Source organism: Tropicimonas sp. S265A (assembly GCF_049800835.1).
Classification (GTDB): Bacteria; Pseudomonadota; Alphaproteobacteria; order Rhodobacterales; family Rhodobacteraceae; genus Dinoroseobacter.
The window spans coordinates 724,720-740,941 of sequence record NZ_JBNAFU010000001.1 but is presented as its reverse complement, the minus strand read 5'-3'; the positions used below and the strand labels follow the sequence as shown (position 1 = coordinate 740,941).

The window sequence follows — 16,222 nt, the reverse complement described above, 5'->3', positions numbered from 1 at the left end:
GTATGGGTGATGGACCGTTGAGCGGGGCGCGCTCTGTCGAAGGGCTACGGCACCGCGTTGGATCACTGGCGCGGGTTGGCGCCTTGCTTGTGCTTGCGGTGACATTGCTAGCCCCCCCTGCTGTAGCAGAGCCCACGGTGACCGGCCTAGCGCCCAACGCAGAACCGCTGGACGATGCCCTGGGGCGTGTTCTGGACAGTGGCGAGTTGGTGATGGCTGTGCGGGCCGACGCCGCACCGTTTTCTGCCGAGCTTGAAACGACGCCCGGCGCTTTCGATGGCTATTCCGTGGACCTGTGCCGCAGGGTGGTTGACGCCATCGCCCGTGATGCCGGGCGCGATGTTGCGATCCGCTACCTGCCGGTTTCGGCGCAGGACCGGTTCGAAGTCCTGCGTCAGGGGCAGGCGACCCTCCTGTGCGAAGCGACGACCGTCACACTTGATCGCCCGATCACAGAAAAGGTCGACTTCAGTCTTCTGACCTTCATCGCCGGCGGCTCTTACTTGTTCAATCGCAATGGGCCGCCCAACTTCGACGACCTGGACGCCGGGAAGATCGGCGCTGTCGCGGGGACGACCGCGTCGGAAGGTTTGCGCGATGCGGAGGAACGCAAATATATCGAAGGAAACGCCCGCCGCGATTTCGCCGACTACCCCGAGGCATTGATCGCGTTGGAGGCCGGAGAGATCGACGTGCTGCTTGGCGATCGCCTGATCCTCCAGCGTATTCTGGAGGACCCGAAGAACGGCCTTGAAGGCACGTTTGATATTGCGGATCGCTACCTGTCCTACGAACCGTATGCTCTGGCCCTTCCACTGAACGAGCCGCGCCTGCAACGTGCGGTCAACGGGGTTCTGGCGGAGTTGTACCGGAGCGGCGACATCTCTCAGCTCGTGAACCAGCACTTTACCTTGCGGGAATTGCCCCCAAGGTTGAACGCCATGTTCAAGATCATGGCGCTGCCATAGCCTGTCAGCCCGGTTTCTTGAGCGGCTCGCGGTGCTGTCCGGCTGAACGCCGAAGTGCCGGCTTCAATTTTTGCAACCGACAAGACCGCCGGCGTCGCACGGCCTCAAGCGACGCGCAGGCGCGCCTATGTGTCTGGCTGACCTCTTGCTCTTGCCTTTGACCTGAGACACACTTGCGGGCACGTGTGGAGCTCAGGTGCATTTCGCCGACCGGACCCGCACAGCCATGCTTTGGGGGAAGTGTGTGATGACATCCGAAACCGCAAGCTCTGAACATCCGGCTCTTCCGACGGTCAACAAGGTAACGACCGAGGATATAACCGCGTCGCTGAAAGCCGGGTTCTCCGACTTTCTGGCGCGCCCGTTCATGAGCGGCTTCTTCGGGCTGTTCTACGCGGTTTTCGGTATCCTGCTGGTGTGGACCCTGGTGTGGCTCGGCAAGATCTGGATGATTATCCCTGCGGTGATCGGCTTCCCGCTGGTTGCGCCGTTTGCCGCAGCGGGTCTTTACGAGATGTCCCGCCGGTTGCAACGAAACGAAAGCTTTGGCTGGTCCGAAATCCTTACCGTCATGGCCAATCAGCGCAAGCGCGAGATGGGCTGGATGGCCTTCGTCACCCTGTTCGTTTTCTGGGTCTGGTTTTATCAGTTCCGCACCGTGCTGGTGATCGTGTTGCAGGACTCGTCCTTCTCGGACCTCGAAGGGTTTTTCCAGACGGTTCTGTTCACGTCGGAAGGCTGGCTGTTCCTGGCCATCGGGACATGCGTCGGTGCGCTCTTGTCGGCTGTCCTGTTTACAGTCACCGTCGTCGCCATGCCCTTGCTCCTCGATCGGGAGATCGACTTTGTCTCGGCCATGCTCACCTCGGTCCGTGTCGTGCGCGAAAACCCGGTCGTCATGCTTGCCTGGGCTGCGATAATCTCGGTCACCATGATCTTGTCTCTGGTTCCCGCGTTTCTGGGTCTGATTTTCACACTGCCGATCCTTGGTCATACCACGTGGCACCTCTATCAGCGGGCGGTGACGTCTCCGGAAAGCTGATATCGTTTGCCCTACCGCGCGCTCTGCTCCGAGATGTGCGCGCAGCTGCTGCCCGCGCGACATGACGGGCCTGTTCTAACAAAGCCTGCAACTGGATCGGCGCAATGGCGTCCCGCCTTCATGGGCCTGGCGTGTACCAGATGGGCGATGTCCACGCGCGTTCCTGGATGGTCGCAGCGACGTCGTCGAGCAACGGCAGGCCGTTTCGGACAGCATCATAGGTCGTCCAGCGCGGTGTGGGGATCTCGATCACGCGTGCATAGTAGACCGCGTGCCGGGTCGGCTCGAACTCGTCATCCGTCCAGTGCCCAAGCAGCTCGACGGCACCGATGTCGTTGGTATAGGTCGCTGATTGCGTATCTACCGTTGTCCCGACAGGCGTGAGCCTGCCATTGGCGTCCCGCTCACGGTTACCCGACCAAGCCACATCCACGATCCGCTCCTGCGGGTTTCCGTCCGCATCGACCCATCCCTTGATGATCTGGATCCGGTCGAGATTGGCGCCCTGGGGATCTTTCATGGCGTGCACGGTGAACCGTGGCGCAGCATCCAGCGCAGAAAGCGTTCCGCCCATTGGCACGCCGTTCGCATACCCGTCCATCACGACCTGAACGGGATCCTCAAGCAGCGCGAGCGCCGGGCCCGCGAAAAAGCGTGGTTTGATCCGCGGCCCCGAGGTCACGAAGGTTTCCCGTGCCCGCATCGCATCGAAGATTGCGCCGCGGGTGTTCCTGGGTGCCCAGACCCCGGTCAGCGATCCGGGGTTGGCCTCTGGGCCTCTCACCCACCCGTCGATTTCACCGCCGCGTCGCTGTTCGACAGTGCTGTCCGCGGGACCGTGGCTGCCATTATAAGTCGCCTCGTCCACATCGCTGGGGGCGCCGTTGTGATTATCCGTGCCGCCGACAAACCCAAGCTTCCAGGGATTCGCGCCCAGTTCCGCCTCGTAATCGAGCCCCTTCGTGACGGCCCACCGCACAAAGTTCTGCGGCTGGTAAACCCGGTCACTGTAGGTGGCGAGGCTTTCCGCATTCTCGAAGTCTGCAAACTCGTCAGCGGGCCAAAGCGACGCCACCACCTCGGAATTGCCCTTGATCTGCATCATCTCGATCAGCGGCTCCCATTTCGCGCGGGTATCGGCATACGTGCGGGTCAGCGGGTTTCCCGAATTGTCGACCGGTTCGAACATCAGACCCTTGCTGCCATTCGAATTGTGCGGGATCGCAAGCAATGTGGACCCTGCCGCGTCCTGTTCGGCCATCCAGGCCCAAAGTTCTTCTTCGTCGATGGTGTCCAGCGCGCTGATCGGCATGTCCGGCACAACGGCGTCGCGAAAGATGACGTTGCGGTGCATGTTCCCGGCATTCGGGGCGGAGGTCCATTCGAAAGCGATGAAAGTGGTGAAAACACCGGGGTCGTAATGCGCTTCCGCCGCCCCCACGATGAAGTCCTTCCATGCTGTCCTCGTCGTCTCGGGGCCTGCGAAAAACGGAGGATGTTCCGGAGCGCCGGATCGCATGTTGCTGATGACGTATTTGACGAACCACTCCCGTTGCTGGTCGATATCCGACAGGCCGCGCAGATCGCTGAGCGCTTGCTGATAGTGGCCGGGTGCATCCGGAACCTGGGCCGACAGCATTTCGCCCAGAAACTCTGCATGGTCGGAAACCGCAGCAAAATCGAGGGGGCGTCCGATCCGGCGCTGCACATTGTTGATCGACACAAGCTCGCCCTTGGCAAATCGGTACGCGTCAAACGGGGTCAACCGCGCTCCGCCGATAAACGCATCGAGAGAGAACGACGTGTGCACATGGGTTTCGCCGAAATACGCGTTCTTAAGCGGGTTTTCTGCCACCGCTGCTTCGCGTTCTGAGAAATCTTCGTTTTGGGCCTGTGCCGGGACCGAAGCGCAAGAAAGCACCAGCACAAAGAGCATTGCCAACAGGCCCGTTGGTTCGCCTGAACTGGGTCTTCTGTCATTGTGAGAGGACGTCTGTGTTGCTTGCATCACGTCTTGACGTCCTTTTTTCGGGTTTTGCGCGCTCATCTGATTTCTTACTCCGGTGTGTACCAGATCGGTGAGGTGTAGGCGCGATCCGTCGTGATCATGTCGACATCTGCGTCCATCTCCACATCGAACTTTACCGCATCATAGGCCGTCCATCGCGGGGTTGGGATCTCGACGACGCGGGCGTAGTAGAATGCTGGCTCGGCCGGGTCGAAGTCAGGGTCCGACCAAACGGCGCCGAGTTCCGGTGCACCGATGGTGTTCGTCCAGAGCGGAATCGAGAGATTGACCGTGTTGCCGACGGGCGGCAGTTTGCCGGTTGCGTCCAGTGTTCGGTCCCCTCCCCATGCCACGTTGTAAATGCGCTCCTGCGCGGTTCCGGTTTGTGAATCGATCCATCCCTTGACGATTTGGATGCGATCAAGGTTGGCCCCCATTGCATCTCGTAACGCGTAGACGAGAAAATCCGGTGCTTCGCCGTCTGCCGGTGCCGATAGATCTCCGCCCATCGGCACGCCGCCGGAATACCCAACCCTTGCAAGATCACGACGATTGACCGCGTCGGAGGCGTAGTCTCCGCCAAAGAAGCGCACGGTCATGCGCGGTCCGGTGGTGGCATAGGTTTCGCGCCGCTCCATCGCGTCGAAAATAGCGCCTCGCGTGTTCCCGGTGGCCCAGACGGCCGTCAACCCGGCTGCTGAATAGATCGAGGACCCGAAAGCGACCTCGCCATCCGGAAAAGTGCGCCCGACGTGGCTCGCGCGTTCGGGGTTGGGTTCGTAGGCTGCAAATTTGCCAAAGAAGTTGTCCTCCTGAACGGTTGTCATGCCCGTATGCGTGTCCGTGGCCCCGTCCGCGCCGAACTTGTAGGGGTTCACGCCCAGTTCGGCACCCAGTTGAAGCCCGCGCAAGAGGCCGGAGCGCGCGTATTCCCCCGGCAGCATCTCGGGCGTCTTGCGAACGGTCGCGTCGAGATTGCCGTAGTCCCACGTTTCGAAATCGGCGAACTCGTCCTCCGGCGACAAAAGCGGGTGCGCTTCCCCATCTCCCTTGACTTGCGTCCATTCGTAAAGCCGTTCCCATTTCTGTCGCGCCTCGGCATAGGCGGCGTCGAGTGGCGCGCCGTCGGCGAAGTCATCCACCAGCGGGAACATCATACCGTTGGACAGGTTTCCGTTATGGGGAATGGCCGTAACATCGCCACCCGTGATGGCCTCATAGTTTTCCATCCATGCCCACAGGTCACGCGGGTTCGGCGAGCCGAAAGGCGGTGTGGTCGTGTAGGGTACGACCTGGCTTGCCCGTTCCGGCCCGTCGCGGAAGATGACATTGCGGTGCAGGTTGTTGCCGGTCACCAGCGACGTCCATTCAAACGCGATGAAGGTCGTAAACACACCCGGATCGTTGAACTCTTCGGCAGCGGCGACGATGTCGTCCCAGACCCGTTTGTAGGCGGGGTTGCCGGGTTGGTAATTCAGCACCGGCGAGATTGTGCCCTGCGCAAACTGCTTGGTGAGTTCCTGCGCGGCCAAGCGCGCCTCTTGCCCGCCTTGGGCGAAGGCTTCGTGAAACTGTCGCCCCTGTTCGTCGGCGAGAATATTCGGTGCCCCCGAGAGAATATCCGTGATTGCGCCCATTCCATCCGAGTGGTCAGTGATCATGTAGAAATCGAGCGAACGCGAGAGTTGCACAGATTGGCCGGTATTGGATGTGATCTGTTCGCCGCGCGCCAGACGGTAACTGTCACGCGGGAGGAGCACGGTTCCACCGCCTCCGGCGTCTGCAGAGAGCGCGGTGTGGACATGCGTATCCCCGAAAAATATCCGCGTTGGAAACGAGCGATTCGCGTAAGGGGAATGCGGTTGTCCGGCCAGCACCCGGTCTGTCGCATCCGGCGGGATATCCTGTGCGATTGCGGCTGGAGACAGAAAAAATCCTGCTATAACAGGAATATAAAAAGACTTCATGGGAGCTCCAGAAGGTTGAAAAGCTGCGTGACCCAACTCGCTACCCCCGCGGGGCTGGAACGGCGTCATGGCTGGCTTGTCCACCTCCATCCTGCCGCGCGGCCCCGAACCCGCAAGGATACCTCTCCACCATGACACACAAAGCTGTGCCCTGTCGTCCAAATCTGGACAAGCGAGAAGGGGCCTTGAACATCGACGTTCAAAGAAGGAAGCACTTGTTGTCCAGCGCTTACCGGGACCGACCTCTTTGTGCGATGGCCTCGGCCACGGCGCGGACGGTCGGTCCGCGCAACGGCCCGGCGGAACAGATGTCTCCTATGCCGGTATCTCGGCAAAAGCGGTTCTGAGCTCTGATCGTCCGGGCCGTCATCAGGCCGTTGACTGTGCCATCATAGTAGCCAAGGCGGCGCAGATCCTTTTGCAGCACGCGTACCCACGCGTTCTTGTTGATCCAGAAGGCCGTGCGCGCGGCGCGCGCGTAACCGTCCACCTCCGTTTCGGCCATGATTTCCTCCACCCGTGTCCAGAACTTTGCAGGTTCCGCCTCCGCGGCCAGTCGAATGCGTTCCACTGATCTCACGGTTGGCCGCATTCCGGGGATATTGGCGAGGCGGGCGCGCGTGGCAAGGGTTGCCGCGCTCTTGTCACCGTGACGAGACAGATAGACCAGCGCAACCTCGGCAAAACGCGCATCGCCTTCAAGACCCGCCCGAACGACCTGCGCCAGAGCGGTGTCCGGGACCGGCCCGTTCAATCGGCCCCAGTTGCTGCGCGCGGCCAGATCGTAAGCGGCACGGATATCTCCGCTCGCGGCAAGGCGTTCCAGCATGAGTTGCCCGGTCGCCGGGTCAGACGCCGCACCCAGCTTGCGATCGACATGAGCAGTCGCCAGAAGCCGTTCCGCGCCGGGTCGGTTCTGGCGCACGGCGGTTTGCAGCAGGCGGAAGGCCCTGTCACCCCGGTCGAGTGCCATCTCAACCCGCGCAAGGGCTGCTGCCGACCATGGATGCCCGGCGGCCACGGAGCGCGTGTACCATGTCCGGGCCTGCTCCAGGTTTGCGTTGGTCCCGATCCCGTGGCGAAAGTAGTACCCGACCCGCGCAAGCGCGGCGGGGTACCCGGCCCGGGCCAAGGCTTGCATCGCGTCAAACGCGCCGCGGGGGTCGGTTTGTTCCTGCATGCGGATGTGCTGGAACTCCGCACGATGGTTCTGCGCAAAACCCGGACCTGCGATGCCCAGGACAAGCGCGGCTGCCAGGAGGAGATGGCTCATGTCACGCACGCCTCTTGGAGGTCTTGGAATGCAACAGACATGTGCCGTGCAAAGATCGTATCTTCATGCCGTGTCTCCATCGTGAAATTTGTCGGGGTTTGCGCTCTCAGGCCACACGCACCGGCTTGTCCGGGACCAGATCGAGGCGGATCACGCGATCAAGCGTCTCAGCCCGGACATCGATCAGAATACTCAGCATCGACTCGAGGGTGAAATACGCCCGTAGCATTCGAAAGATCAGGTACTCGGGCAGGGCCAATACGCCTTTGGGCACCCCGTTCAGAAGGGAAGCAAGAACCGCCATGATGGCGGGGGCTCCCGTCGTGACGGCCACGATCGATTGCCAGACAATCGGAGTGTGTTCGTTGAACGCCAGACCCCATTCGAGCCCGCCAAAGATGATCAGCGGCACCAGCATCGCCCGCCGCGCCGAGTTGATCAGCATGTAGGGCAGGATGACCTTGCCCCGAAGTGTCAGGTTTCGTCCGTAGATCAGATCGCGGCAGCGCGACGAGATATGATAGATCGACCGGAACCAGCGCATCCGTTGCTCGCGCATGTGGCTGTAGGAAGATGGCACTTCGGAGATGTAACGGATCTTGGGGTCGACGACCGAGTGGTAGCCCAACTCGCCGATGCGCAGCGAGATGTCGGTGTCTTCGCCGTTCATCCCTTCCACGAAGCCTCCGAGGTATCTGGGGTGATGTGTACGGTAGACAACGAACATGCCCGGAATGCCCACAACCCCGTTCACGGCCCCCATAGCGACGGAGTAGAATCCATGCTTCACCAGCACTTCGAGCAGCCGCGCCCGGTCGAAAAGCGCCCCACCGGGTGGAACCGGCACCCCGCCGACCACACCGACTGCGGGGTCGGTGAAATAGGGCATCGCACGGCTCAGATTGTCTGGCCCCAGAAGCGTGTCGGCATCGACCCGCACCAGGAATTCGGTGTCGCACGCATCCAGTCCGGCGTTCAGCGCGTTGGACTTGCCGGGTTTGGGAACGTTGATCACACGCCCTTTGGCCGACGTGCACGCCGCAAGCGTTTCCCGCGCGACCTGTTCGGTGTCGTCGGTGGAGTTGTTGTTCATGATCAGGATATGCACGTCGCCGCCATAATGCCGCGCCGCCACGTCCATCGCGGTGATCGTATCGCGGATGATGTAGCTTTCGTTATGCGCCGGCACGATTATCGAGACCGGTGGCGTGAATTTCGGTGTCCTGGCCGTCATCACGTCATAGATCGCCAGCATGTACAGCTGTGCAAAGAGCACCGGCAGGAACAGGAAAACACCGGGTCCGATGCCTCCCAACAGGGTCCAGCTGCGCATGACCTCGACAACGCGCAGGTCCATCCCGCCGACCCAGACAGCAATGAAGGCGGCAATGGCGATGGTCGTGCCAAGGCGCACGATGGCGCGCACTTGGCTAACGGCGACATGTTCGATCCGGATGCGCGCTGGCATGAACCCGCGTTCCAGAAGTTTGAAAGAATAGACGGCAAAGCCGAACAAACCGGACGCGATCGCACTGAAATGGAGGGAAAAGGAGAAGCCGAGCCCGTGTTGCGCCCACGCGTTGGCCAGATCGAACGCCGCGCAGCCCGCGATGAAGGCCAGGACCATGTCGAGTGCGAAGAGCGTCCGTTCTCGCATGCCGCCGGAACTGAAAGCGGCGAAGGCGATGAAAAACGAGATCAGAAAGATGCGGATCGCGATGGCATGCCGCCCGGTATGGGCGGAGAACACGTAGTCCCGGTTCGGGAACACCTGCGATACCGTATCGGTGTTGACCAGCCACAGTTGCCCAGCCGCCAGCAGGGTAAAGACGAGCAGCATCTTCGGGGCCTGCCAGGTTGAAACGGCCCCGGCAAAGCGCTTGGGCGCGCTGTCAACGGAGATGTAATTGATCTGCTCACGTTTGTCCGCTGCCTCGGTCATCCCTTTGCCTCCGGCAGGGCGATGGGGGTTGGCGTGACCCACAGGGTGAGGCCCGTGGGTGGCGGTGCGAGGTCTGCCGTGGTCTCGACTACCGCCAGTTCGCCGGTTACGCCGTCATGGCTGACAACGAAGACCGGAGTTCCGGCGGGCATGGCCGTCGCGGACTGCCCCGGGGCAAGAAGCGTGACATGGGCTTTCTGGCCAGCCGGTTTGAGCGCGGCAGCGTTCGGGACCACATCCCTCAGCATGTCAAGCGCAAGCCGTGCCTCTAGGCTCGACAGCGCACCGCCCAAGGCAACGTTCACCGGGCCCACATCGCGCAGGACCGCATGGACCTGCGCCAAGGGCTCCGACAGGTGCGTCGTCCCCGCAACAAGGCGCGACGTGGGCAGGACCTCTGCCACCAGTTCCGGCCCCTCGTCGCAGATGCCGGACCGGGGCGCGGTCGTCGTGGCGACGACCTCCAGTGTGTTGGCCTTCGCCTGCATGTGGGCGGGCAGGGCGATCACGGCCTCGTATTCGGTCTGTGCGCCCGGGATATGGGCCTGAAACACCAGACGGGAGTTCAGCGAAACGGTCAGCGCCCAGTTCTGATGCCCCAGCAGGCGCCCGAACTGCATGTCCAGTTCCAAGCGGTTCGGCAGAACAAGGGTTCCGGCCTCCATGTCGTAGCGCATGCGCCAGATTGCTTGCCGGTGAAACCGGCGCACACCCGCATTCGCACCTGCTTGCGCCACGGCTCCGTCAAACTTTGCGGGGGGCGGCGCCGGAGTGGTGGCGAGCACCTTGCGCAGCGCATCCGTGCTCAACGCGCTTTCGGGAGTGTTGGGGACGAATTCCGCGTTCAGACCTCGGTGCACGGCCTGTGTTGCCAGGACCAGTCGGCGGAGCTGTTCGTCACGTTGCAACCAGTGCGGCCAGGCAACGCGAACGACGTTGCCCCATATGTGCACCCGGTCACGCGGGCTTTGCAGTGGACGGTCGAGGGTCACGTGAACAGCACTGGTCGTCTCGATCTCCACGACGGTTTCGACACCGTCCTGCGGTCCGCACCGGGCCTTGGGACCGGTGCCTTGCAGCGAGAAAGAGACGACCAGCCTGTTCCCTACAAAATCCGTCGGTGAAAGGGGAATTTGCAGGGAACGGCCCGCTTCGCCTGAACGCAGCAGCATTTCGCCCCGGCGGGTATTGTGGATCGAGATGCGCAGCACCCCTTCCACCCCGTCGAGCACCTGAAACGTTGCATCGATTTGGAGGTATCCAGACGTCGGGCGTGCATCCACCGGAAAGGTAAACGCGACCCTCTGATAAGCGGGCAAACCGGATAGAATGACAGGCTGATCGGGATTGGTGCGCAGGATGATCGCGCGATCTGCATCGTCCGAGCGGGCGGGCAGCCGGTGTTCGAACACCATGTGTGGCCCGCTCGCCAACGTGCGGACATATGCCTTGCCCTGTTCCAGAATGTTGAGGTTGGACAGCAGGAGGGCCACGCCTGCCAAAAGAAATCCCATGAGCCCAATGCCAATCATGCGCATACTGTTCACCGTGTTCTGATGCGGAAAAGCCTGTCGCGCCGGACCTACCTCCAAGCGGGTCCGACGCGGGTGGCTTTGGTCGGGTCAGGCCGCCCTGCGGCCCTTTGGTGTGATGACGCCGGGGCGTTGCTTGTCCGTCCAGGTGGAAACACAGGGGATCATGCTGCGGATACAACGGTCTGCGTATTTCGCGGCAATCTGTTGTGTTTCCTCGATCAGCCCCTCGGCGAGTGTGATTGGTTTCAGCCCCAGCGACAGGAACGTCCTGTTCGACACCCGCAGGTCGTTTTCGGCGGCTTCGTTGCGTGGGTTGTCCACATTGGCCACGGTCGCGCCGGACACTTCCGCAACCAGTTGAGCCAGCTCACGCACGGTATGCGTTTCCGTCATCTGGTTCAGGATCGCGACTTTCGCGCCTTTGGCGGGCGGGTTCTCGACCGCAAGCGCGAGGCATTTGACCGTGTCCTGAATGTGAATGAAGGCGCGGGTCTGTCCACCGGTGCCATGCACGGTGAGCGGGTGTCCCACGACGGCCTGCATCAGGAAACGATTGAGCACGGTGCCGTAGTCGCCATCGTAATCGAAGCGATTGATCAGGCGTTCGTTCAGACGTGTTTCCTCTGTCTGGGTGCCCCAGACAATGCCCTGGTGGAGGTCGGTAATGCGCAGCTGGTCATTCTTTGCGTAGAACTGGAACAGCAGTTGGTCCATCGACTTCGTCATGTGATACACGCTGCCCGGGTTTGTCGGATACAGGATGTCGCGCTTCATGATCTGCTTGTCGTCGCCCGGCACGTAGACGGGCAGATAGCCTTCGGGAATCTCCAGCCCGTCATCGTCGTAGCCATAGACACCCATGGTGCCGAGATGGACGAAATGCGGATCAAGGCCCAGTTCGACCACGGCAGCCAAAAGATTGTGGGTGCCCGAAATGTTGTTATCCACGGTGTAGCGCTTCTCACCGATCCCCTTCATCGAGTAGGGGGCCGCGCGCTGTTCGCCGAAATGGATGATTGTGTCGGGCTTAAACGTTCCCAGAAGCCCCGAGATGGCTTCGAAATCGCGGGCCACGTCGATGTTTTTGAATGCGATGGTGCGCCCGGTATGCGCGTGCCATGCCGCCAGACGGTCATCGACAGAGGCGATGGGCGTGAGGCTGTCTGCGCCGAGCTTGGCATCGATCTCCCGACGCGACAGGTTGTCGACGATGGTTACGTTGTGCCCTTGCCGCGACAGGTACAGCGCCGTGGGCCAGCCGCAGAAACCGTCGCCACCGACAACAATGATGTTCTTTTCTTGGGTCATGTCTTTGTTCCTTCTGGTGGGCCCCTCCACGCGGCCCTTTTCAAGATGAACAAAGCTTTAACGGCCCCTCGGCCATCGCGGCCCGGTGCGATCGGATAGGATCTGGCGCATTGGAATGGGCAGGCTATACCATTGGATAGTATGCGCGTCCCTTTTGTCCGTCTGCGGCCTGCCCGAGGGCCGTGTTGATTTCAGCTCTTGCGGACGTGGCTTTGGCATCGAGGGCATCTGCCCAACTGACCGGGTCCCTTAGTGTGCCTGCGCGGGCCTGTTGTTCCACGGTCGCAAGGGCGGTTTGCAGCTCTTCCTGCCCGAGCATGGAGGCTGCCCCCTTCGCCTTGTGCGCGGCGTCGGCCAAAGCCTGCATGTCGCGGATTGTGCGCAAATCCCCAGTGAATGCCGCAAGCTCTGCCAAGAACGCGTCGGCAATGTCGCGGACCTTGTCCGGGTCAAGCACGGTCATCATTTCTACGAGGGCTTCTGGAAAATGGGCCCTGTCCGGCTTGGACACCGGACCCGATGTCACCTCGGCAATGATGGTGCGCAACGCGTTCAGGCGAATGGGCTTGGTGTGGAAGCGGTTCATGCCAGAGGCCATGGCGCTGTCCCGGTATTCCTCGCGCCCGTGCGCCGTCAACCCGACGATATGCGTATCTGCGTTCGGCCCTTTCATCCGGCGCAGACGGCGGGTTGCTTCGATCCCGTCCATGACGGGCATGCTGATATCCATGAAGATGACGTCAAACGGCTCTGTCGCGGCCTTGGCGAGGCTATCGGCACCGTGCACGGCTTCCCGGACAGTGTGGCCCATGGCCTTGAGCATGTCGCTCAGAACGCTGCGGTTGATGCTGTTGTCCTCGACAATCAGAATGCGGCACGGTCTGAAGGCCTCGACAGGCGCATCGGCAGGTTCCGCACCCTTGGTCTCTCCATCCTCCCTGCGCCGCAATGGCAAGGTCAGGATAAATACCGACCCGCGACCTTCGGCGCTTTTGACCGACACGTCTCCGTCCATGGCCCGGGCGATCCGTCGTGAGATGGACAGACCCAGCCCGTCACCTCTGGCCTGGCGTCCGGCGCCAGCGGCCAGCGCGAAGAAATCCTCGAACACCTGCTCGTGCTGATCAGCGGGAATGCCGATGCCGGTGTCTTCCACTTCGAAACGCAGCGACGAGGTTTCCGGCCCGTGGATCCCTGTCACGCGCAGGGTAATGCCGCCGTACTCGGTGAACTTGACCGCATTGCCGATCAGATTGGTCAACACCTGCCGAATGCGCCCGGCATCGCCGTAGTAAGGTCCGCGCATCGCCGGTTCGATATCCAGCCGGATGGTCAGGTTCTTCTCCCGCGCGAGGGGGTCGAACACGTCGACAAGGCCCTGCATCAGATCTGTCAGACCGAAGTCCTGCGGGTTCAGTTGAAACTCGCCCGTCTCGATCCGCGTGATGTCGAGGGCCTCGTTCACATGCTGCAACAGAACCTCGCTCGACGCTGTCGCGATCCGGGTATAGCGCGCCTGCTGGTCGTCGAGGGCGGTGGTCTTGAGCAGGTCCAGAACGCCCAGCACGCCGTTCAGCGGTGTTCGCATCTCGTGGCTCATAACCGCCAGGAATCGCGATTTGGCCCTGTCGGTCCGTTCGGCCCTGTCGCGGGCGTTGATCAGCTTCTGCTCGTTGATCTTGCGGGCACTGATGTCGCGGATATAGGCAATGAAAAGCGTGGCATCGCCGTCCCGCGTGGTCGTGATGTTCAACTCGACCGGAAATTCTTCTCCGCTTTTGCGCAGCGCGGCAAGTTCGACCCGGCCGGCATCGGCAACACGAGGCTTGCCGGTCTCCAAGTATCGCCTCATTCCGCTGTGGTGTGCGTCCCGCATGCGGTGAGGGATGAACGTCTCTTCCATCGTCTGACCGACAATTTCGTCCCGTGTCCATCCAAAGACCTGTTCGGCGGAGGCATTGAATTCGACGATCCGGCCTGCATCATCCGCGGTGACAATGGCGTCCAGCGATGCGGCCACGGTGGCGCTGAGTTGCCGAGACGACGCCGACAACTCGGCATCGCGACGGGCCGCGCGCTGCAAGAGCCGGTCGAGAAACAGCATCAGGATCGCCATAAGGATCAAGAGCGCAATCGCGATTCCGCCTGTCCGCGCCAACTGGCTTGCAAACTCCGCACGCCGCGCTTCGGATTGCGCCGCGCCCAGGCTTACACCCAACAGGGCAATCTCGCGCACATGCGGACGTGCAGCGCGGACGAGGTCATGCATCTGTTCCAACGCAGCGCCTGACAAAGGACCGGGTGCATCAGACAAGGCGACCGCGCCATCGGCGAAGGTCTTGAGCGGGGCAATCAGGTCCGCTGCTTGCGCGCTTTCGGCAAAGATCTCTGCCGCCCGCCCGGAGTTGATGATGTTCAACCTGCTCAGCGCGATGTCCACGCGCAGCTGTATGTCTTCGTCGGTGTAGCGCCCGCTTGCGCGCTGATCGGTCAGGAGAGCATCGAGATTGGCAAACTCGGTATCGATCTGCGAGATGCTCCACTGCATGTTGTCTTCTGCCGACCGCGACAGATCCCGCAGTTGCACCAACAGGTTCGTCGCCATGATTGCCAACAGAAGGATGAGCAGGCAAAGACCTGCCAGCACCGACAGTCGGTAACGGTTCAAACCGGTCCTCACGCGCAACCTCCAGCTTTGGCCGAGACTACGCATGTCAGTGCTGTCAATCCACGACCTTCAACTGGTTGAGTTGCCAGATACTGAATGAATAAATCGTTTCGGTCTGATAGATCGGGTCCCTGTCATAGGGGAAGACAACCCAGTAGGGTCCCTTGTCTCGGACCGACATCGGCGCACCGTCCATGCGGGTGGCGATGATGGGCGCCGTGTCGTCGATCTGTGCAAGTGGCATCACCACCTTGTAATCGTTCAGGGCAATCATCTCGACCTGCGTGCCTTGTGCGCCCGCCCGGTCGAGCACCGCCTTCAGGGGCACACCCGAAAAGGTCACCGCGCCATCGGTCCAGATGGTCGTGGTCGTGAATGTCACCTGGTCCATCGCATCCAGATCTGCGAGGCTGAGGGCGAGCGTGTCGGATCCGGTCTCGGTCGTTGTGACCTGCAAGTCGAGCGGGGACTGAGCCTGAGCGGCGGTCTGCGCGCCAACCAGCAAGGCCACTGCGCAGGCCAAGGCGCGCAGGTGATGAATTCGTGCCATGTGTGGTCCTCCTGATCCGACAACGGCAGTCTAACGTGCCCGAACCGCGCGATCAGCAGAGCATTCGCATAGGAACCTATACGAAGGTATAGTTTCGCCTCTCTTTGGCCCGAATTTCCGGTTGTATGTGCGCGCAGATCGGGAAAGCTGCCACCATGCCAAACATTCTTATTGCCGACGACCATGATCTGGTGCGCGACACCATCGCCGCCTACCTCGAAACTGTTGATGATTTCAAAGTGAAAACAGCGGCAGATCTGGACACTGCGCTCGACCTCATGCGGGGGCTGGACGCGTTTGACCTGCTTATCCTGGATTACAACATGCCCGGAATGGACGGGCTGAACGGGCTGGCGCGCGCCAGAGAGGCCTATCCGGCAACCAAGCTGGTGTTGATGTCCGGCGTTGCGACCCGACAGATCGCCAGTGCGGCGATGGAGAACGGCGCGCACGGGTTCATCCCGAAATCCGTGACCGCCGTGTCGCTCGTCAACGCGATCAGGTTCGTACTTTCCGGCGAGCGGTTTTTCCCCTTCGACTTCGGTGCGGCGGACATCGCCGCTGAACAGACAGGCGTGTTCGGCACGCTGTCTCACCGTGAAAGGCAGACCCTGGAACAGCTTTGCGTCGGATTGTCGAACAAGGAAATTGCAAGGAAGCTTGGCATCCAGGAAGTCACCGTGAAGCTCCATGTCAAGAACGTGCTGTCCAAGCTCAGCGTCGCGAACAGAACCCAGGCGGCTGTCTTGGCAAAGGAACAGAACTTCTTCTGACAAGGCCCGTTGGCGCATGCCGGGTGCGGCGCCGTGTGCGCCATCTGGCAACCCGGCTGAGGGGCAGGCTGTAAGCCGGTCGCGGATCCGAGGTCCGTTCAAGGAAGGATGATCGCGACTGACGGAGTTCCAAGCACATCAAGCAGCGTCGATGCGACCGGGGAATTCATCACAGCGTTGCAACGCGG

At 61.4% G+C, this 16,222-nt stretch carries 11 protein-coding genes; 3 read left to right on the top strand and 8 right to left on the bottom strand.

All coding sequences use genetic code 11. The annotated features are described in order from the left end of the window. The first annotated feature begins 2 nt into the window (after positions 1-2). Together ACP15N_RS03630 and ACP15N_RS03625 are read left to right on the top strand one after the other, a co-directional pair. On the top strand, positions 3-968 hold the full coding sequence (locus tag ACP15N_RS03630; RefSeq protein WP_425090851.1) for a transporter substrate-binding domain-containing protein: 966 nt from the start codon (positions 3-5) through the stop codon (positions 966-968). 247 nt (positions 969-1,215) lie between these two features. Next, positions 1,216-2,010 carry a DUF2189 domain-containing protein gene (locus tag ACP15N_RS03625; RefSeq protein ID WP_425090850.1) on the top strand — a complete coding sequence of 265 codons (795 nt, stop codon included), beginning with the start codon at positions 1,216-1,218 and terminating at the stop codon, positions 2,008-2,010. Between the two features lie 118 nt (positions 2,011-2,128). On the opposite strand, the gene ACP15N_RS03620 is transcribed toward ACP15N_RS03625, so the two are convergent. The 8 genes from ACP15N_RS03620 to ACP15N_RS03585 all read right to left on the bottom strand — a co-directional run bounded on the left by ACP15N_RS03620 (position 2,129) and on the right by ACP15N_RS03585 (position 15,261). Continuing rightward, positions 2,129-4,018: a DUF3604 domain-containing protein gene (locus ACP15N_RS03620; RefSeq protein ID WP_425090849.1), complete on the bottom strand. Its 1,890-nt coding sequence runs from the start codon at positions 4,016-4,018 to the stop codon at positions 2,129-2,131. A gap of 47 nt (positions 4,019-4,065) precedes the next feature. Beyond that, positions 4,066-5,985, bottom strand: coding sequence for a DUF3604 domain-containing protein (locus ACP15N_RS03615; protein WP_425090848.1), 1,920 nt, complete (start codon positions 5,983-5,985; stop codon positions 4,066-4,068). Positions 5,986-6,214: 229 nt separating this feature from the next. After that, complete coding sequence (locus tag ACP15N_RS03610; protein ID WP_425090847.1) at positions 6,215-7,258, bottom strand: hypothetical protein; 1,044 nt, start codon at positions 7,256-7,258, stop codon at positions 6,215-6,217. 106 nt (positions 7,259-7,364) lie between these two features. Further along, entirely contained in the window at positions 7,365-9,200 is a 1,836-nt protein-coding gene (locus ACP15N_RS03605; RefSeq protein WP_425090846.1) for a glycosyltransferase, read from the bottom strand. Further along, the gene (locus ACP15N_RS03600) at positions 9,197-10,738 is read right to left on the bottom strand and encodes a hypothetical protein (RefSeq protein WP_425090845.1); all 1,542 of its coding nucleotides are present in this window, start codon (positions 10,736-10,738) and stop codon (positions 9,197-9,199) included. Before ACP15N_RS03600 ends, ACP15N_RS03605 begins: the two co-directional genes overlap by 4 nt. Before the next feature lie 84 nt (positions 10,739-10,822). Continuing rightward, on the bottom strand, positions 10,823-12,043 hold the full coding sequence (locus ACP15N_RS03595) for an NAD-dependent epimerase/dehydratase family protein (protein ID WP_425090844.1): 1,221 nt from the start codon (positions 12,041-12,043) through the stop codon (positions 10,823-10,825). A 124-nt stretch (positions 12,044-12,167) separates the two neighbouring features. Further along, positions 12,168-14,756, bottom strand: coding sequence for an ATP-binding protein (locus ACP15N_RS03590; RefSeq protein WP_425090843.1), 2,589 nt, complete (start codon positions 14,754-14,756; stop codon positions 12,168-12,170). Between the two features lie 10 nt (positions 14,757-14,766). Continuing rightward, the gene (locus ACP15N_RS03585) at positions 14,767-15,261 is read right to left on the bottom strand and encodes a molybdopterin-dependent oxidoreductase (RefSeq protein WP_425090842.1); all 495 of its coding nucleotides are present in this window, start codon (positions 15,259-15,261) and stop codon (positions 14,767-14,769) included. Positions 15,262-15,416: 155 nt separating this feature from the next. Between ACP15N_RS03585 and ACP15N_RS03580 the strand changes: the two genes are divergently transcribed. Continuing rightward, a complete protein-coding gene (locus tag ACP15N_RS03580) occupies positions 15,417-16,034 on the top strand; it encodes a response regulator (protein WP_425090841.1) in 618 nt (205 codons plus the stop codon). Positions 16,035-16,222: the final 188 nt, after the last annotated feature.

Bases quoted from the DNA above. Each gene is read 5' to 3' on its own strand.
- ACP15N_RS03600 (WP_425090845.1), bottom strand. From the start codon at position 10,738: ATGCGCATGATTGGCATTGGGCTCATGGGATTTCTTTTGGCAGGCGTG.
- ACP15N_RS03615 (WP_425090848.1), bottom strand. From the start codon at position 5,985: ATGAAGTCTTTTTATATTCCTGTTATAGCAGGATTTTTTCTGTCTCCA.
- ACP15N_RS03580 (WP_425090841.1), top strand. From the start codon at position 15,417: ATGCCAAACATTCTTATTGCCGACGACCATGATCTGGTGCGCGACACC.
- ACP15N_RS03590 (WP_425090843.1), bottom strand. From the start codon at position 14,756: ATGCGTAGTCTCGGCCAAAGCTGGAGGTTGCGCGTGAGGACCGGTTTG.
- ACP15N_RS03630 (WP_425090851.1), top strand. From the start codon at position 3: ATGGGTGATGGACCGTTGAGCGGGGCGCGCTCTGTCGAAGGGCTACGG.
- ACP15N_RS03605 (WP_425090846.1), bottom strand. From the start codon at position 9,200: ATGACCGAGGCAGCGGACAAACGTGAGCAGATCAATTACATCTCCGTT.
- ACP15N_RS03595 (WP_425090844.1), bottom strand. From the start codon at position 12,043: ATGACCCAAGAAAAGAACATCATTGTTGTCGGTGGCGACGGTTTCTGC.
- ACP15N_RS03625 (WP_425090850.1), top strand. From the start codon at position 1,216: ATGACATCCGAAACCGCAAGCTCTGAACATCCGGCTCTTCCGACGGTC.
- ACP15N_RS03585 (WP_425090842.1), bottom strand. From the start codon at position 15,261: ATGGCACGAATTCATCACCTGCGCGCCTTGGCCTGCGCAGTGGCCTTG.
- ACP15N_RS03610 (WP_425090847.1), bottom strand. From the start codon at position 7,258: ATGAGCCATCTCCTCCTGGCAGCCGCGCTTGTCCTGGGCATCGCAGGT.
- ACP15N_RS03620 (WP_425090849.1), bottom strand. From the start codon at position 4,018: ATGCAAGCAACACAGACGTCCTCTCACAATGACAGAAGACCCAGTTCA.